We start from the raw sequence: 2,874 nt of genomic DNA on the forward strand, positions 1-2,874 counted from the left end.
GCTATCACCGGCGCTCAGTGGCTGAAACGGCCATGTTCCGGTTCAAAAGGCTTCTGGGTGGTCATCTAAGTCTGAGAGACTACGATGCTCAGGTGGGTGAAGCCATGGTCATGGTCAAAGCGCTTAACCGGATCACGCTATCAGGAATGCCGAACAGTATTCGCATCACGTAACAATCGACCCGTATGGGGCGCAGTCGTTACAAGTTCTGATTTATTCAACAACGCCTTATTTAATATAAGAAAACGGTTTTTTGAACGCCTAAATAGCTGCTCGGAATAGTGCTTCACTTTCGGCTAACCCTTGCTGGAGAAGGAGTTAGGGTTGTTTTCTCTGCCTGACCCCGCTACGTCTGGCCTGCGATGCGTTTCTCTTCCTCAACATACCGCATGTGAGTAAGTGACAGGTGTAGCGGTATTAGGCGCATCTACTTGGGAATTTCAATGATCCTGAAGCCGCATGAAGGTGATGTATCTAATTAATTGACTTTTTTGAATAAATATAATTTTTAGGTGACTGGCTGCTCTGATCACTACAGTCGTTTCAGCATAGGGTTCCCATGGCAAAGCAAACGTTTAAAATAACCAACTGGTCCATCTACAACAATGCTCTCAGGCAGCGCGGTTCATTGACAGTCTATCTTGATGCACCATTCCCCCTCGAAAGGCGGCTGGGGGGGTGAACTCATGCAATAAATCACCTCCCCGGAGAGTTGAGTCAGTGGTGCTTCGTTCATCATGACGGCAAAGCTGCAGGTGCAGGCTGTTGTTGCTCTACTTTTATCTATAATTGTTTCTTTTTTAAGCCAATAGACATAGCGAATAGCTAATGCAGGTAAAAACCCAAATGCCTGATTCAACGCCGCCATGCATTTTATGCACAGAATTTTTACCTAATGTTTTTATTTTCTTAGAAACGCCCTTACTTTTGACTGCCGCTGAGATTCGGTTGCCTTTCCCTGCGCCACGGCGGCGCGGTGCAAATCGTTGAGGCAGTAACGCCCGAAAGAATCCTGGCGAACAATGGTATTTTCAATGACAACTAATTTAGACATAATAATTTCTCCATAATTAAACGGATATGGTTATCAGAGGGCTAACGGGTAAAATTTTGCAGATTGGCGGTCAGATCGCTTACACTTGGCTTAACACAGGAGGATCATCTATGGGCCAGGTTACATTTGATACATTGCAGGCGTCAGAACAGCTTTAAACTTCTGGTATTTCTAGATAGCAGGCTAGGGCGATTTCGCTCGTCGTACGCAAGTCTCATGAGGTGGCTGATGTTGCTACCAAGGCTGATATCGCAGAGGTGAATCGGAATGTCGCCGATGTGCGCAAAGACCTGTCTGCAGATATTGCCGAAGTGAAGCGCGATATAGCTGACGTTCGCAAAGATATAGCCGATGTCCGCAAGGAACTGTCCGCAGAGATAGCCGATGTCCGTAAGGATATGACTGCTGGCTTCGATAAAATTAATGATAAATTTGAGAAGGTTGGCATGCAGATGACCATCCGGCTTGGGCTAATGGTCGCCGCTGCCGTGAGCATCATTGCTGCCATTCTCAAAATGTGACGGTGCACTATACCCCTTGCGTCATGCTGAACCTGATTGCACGACCGCACGACGACGTGCAGGTACTCATGCCGCCACCTTGGCTAAGTTTCTAATAACCTCAAGTTCTCTTTCAAGCTCAGTCAGAAACTGCCTTAACGCCTCCTGTATTTCAGCAACCAGTTTATCGTCCTGATGAATTCTCAACTGGTAATAGGCAAGGTCTGGCGGTAGCCTGTCGTCATAGCTGGTAAAATCACACCATTTCCTGCCCGTACACATCATTTTGGCTTGCATCTGTAGGAGGTATTGGTTTTTCGGCTTACCGGTCTTGATGGTCTCTAAATGCGGGTCGTGTATTCAATATGTTGATTGCAGTGTGAAATGTCCGGTTTTGGATGTGGAATACAGTGTCTAAAGTTGATGTAATATGCCCGTTTTGTGAACAGACATCTCCTGTGAAAAAACACGGTTATGGCAAAAGTGACCATCAGCGTTACCGTCGTCAGTCATGTAAACACGGATGGCTACAGGGCTTACAACGACGAACTTCCAAAAGTAAAACACATTGTTAGCAAGCTGTATACACAGCGTATTGAGCGTGCACATCTGACATTGCGTAACCGATTGCAACGGCTCAACCGCAAGACGCTCGGATATTCAAAATCATCCGAAATGCACGATAGGATCATCGGTACTTACATCGAACTCGAGTACTACGTTTGATGCTACATCAACTCATTGAATACACGACCGGAAATACACTGTTATGAAATCAGGCAGATACATCGGAGTGATGTCGGGCACCAGTCTGGACGGTGTCGATGTGGTTCTTGCAGCGATTGATGAGCACACGGTCTCGCAGCAGGCGAGCTATTGTCATCCAATGCCGTTGGCATTGAAGCAAGCGATTCTGGACGTGTGTCAGGGGCAGGCGGTAACGCTGTCAACGTTAGGTCAGCTGGATACACGCCTCGGCAAGCTGTTTGCCGAAGCAGTGCTAATGCTGTTGAAACAGACCGAACTCGATGCCAGCGATGTCATGGCGATCGGCTGCCATGGACAAACGGTGTGGCACGAACCGGTCGGTGACGCGCATTGTACGCTGCAACTCGGTGATAACAACCAGATTGCTGCGTTGACTGGTATCACCACGGTGGGCGATTTTCGCCGACGTGAGGCTTTGTTGAATAAATAGATTTTATGCTGGCAGCCCAGCGAAACGACGGATCTTCGCAACGTAAAATCATGCAGTTAGGCCTCATGAGAAAAGTGTACACCTGAGATGACAAGCATTTTCAACCAAAACTGGCATGGAAA

At 47.3% G+C, this 2,874-nt stretch carries 4 protein-coding genes and 4 pseudogenes; 4 read left to right on the forward strand and 4 right to left on the reverse strand.

Features of this window, described 5'->3' with window-relative positions; all coding sequences use genetic code 11:
* A pseudogene (locus tag QZ506_RS07225) lies at positions 1-173 on the forward strand (IS5/IS1182 family transposase); the annotation flags it as partial.
* 452 nt (positions 174-625) lie between these two features.
* Here the strand turns inward: QZ506_RS07225 and QZ506_RS07230 are convergent.
* Together QZ506_RS07230 and QZ506_RS07235 are read right to left on the reverse strand one after the other, a co-directional pair.
* Positions 626-868, reverse strand: coding sequence for a hypothetical protein (locus QZ506_RS07230; protein WP_291970075.1), 243 nt, complete (start codon positions 866-868; stop codon positions 626-628).
* 33 nt (positions 869-901) lie between these two features.
* The gene (locus tag QZ506_RS07235; RefSeq protein WP_291970069.1) at positions 902-1,054 is read right to left on the reverse strand and encodes a hypothetical protein; all 153 of its coding nucleotides are present in this window, start codon (positions 1,052-1,054) and stop codon (positions 902-904) included.
* 167 nt (positions 1,055-1,221) lie between these two features.
* On the opposite strand from QZ506_RS07235, the pseudogene QZ506_RS07240 reads away from it, so the two are divergent.
* Positions 1,222-1,575 (forward strand): annotated as a pseudogene (locus tag QZ506_RS07240) (DUF1640 domain-containing protein).
* A gap of 66 nt (positions 1,576-1,641) precedes the next feature.
* Here the strand turns inward: QZ506_RS07240 and QZ506_RS07245 are convergent.
* Together QZ506_RS07245 and QZ506_RS07250 are read right to left on the reverse strand one after the other, a co-directional pair.
* Positions 1,642-1,851 carry a hypothetical protein gene (locus QZ506_RS07245; RefSeq protein ID WP_291970071.1) on the reverse strand — a complete coding sequence of 70 codons (210 nt, stop codon included), beginning with the start codon at positions 1,849-1,851 and terminating at the stop codon, positions 1,642-1,644.
* 44 nt (positions 1,852-1,895) lie between these two features.
* A complete protein-coding gene (locus tag QZ506_RS07250) occupies positions 1,896-2,045 on the reverse strand; it encodes a hypothetical protein (protein ID WP_291970073.1) in 150 nt (49 codons plus the stop codon).
* Between QZ506_RS07250 and QZ506_RS07255 the strand changes: the two are divergent.
* A pseudogene (locus QZ506_RS07255) lies at positions 2,013-2,280 on the forward strand (IS1 family transposase). The gene QZ506_RS07250 and the pseudogene QZ506_RS07255 overlap by 33 nt on opposite strands.
* Before the next feature lie 43 nt (positions 2,281-2,323).
* Positions 2,324-2,734, forward strand: a pseudogene (locus QZ506_RS07260) (anhydro-N-acetylmuramic acid kinase); the annotation flags it as partial.
* Positions 2,735-2,874 lie beyond the last annotated feature (140 nt).

Source organism: Candidatus Symbiopectobacterium sp., assembly GCF_020054415.1.
GTDB lineage: Bacteria > Pseudomonadota > Gammaproteobacteria > Enterobacterales > Enterobacteriaceae > Symbiopectobacterium.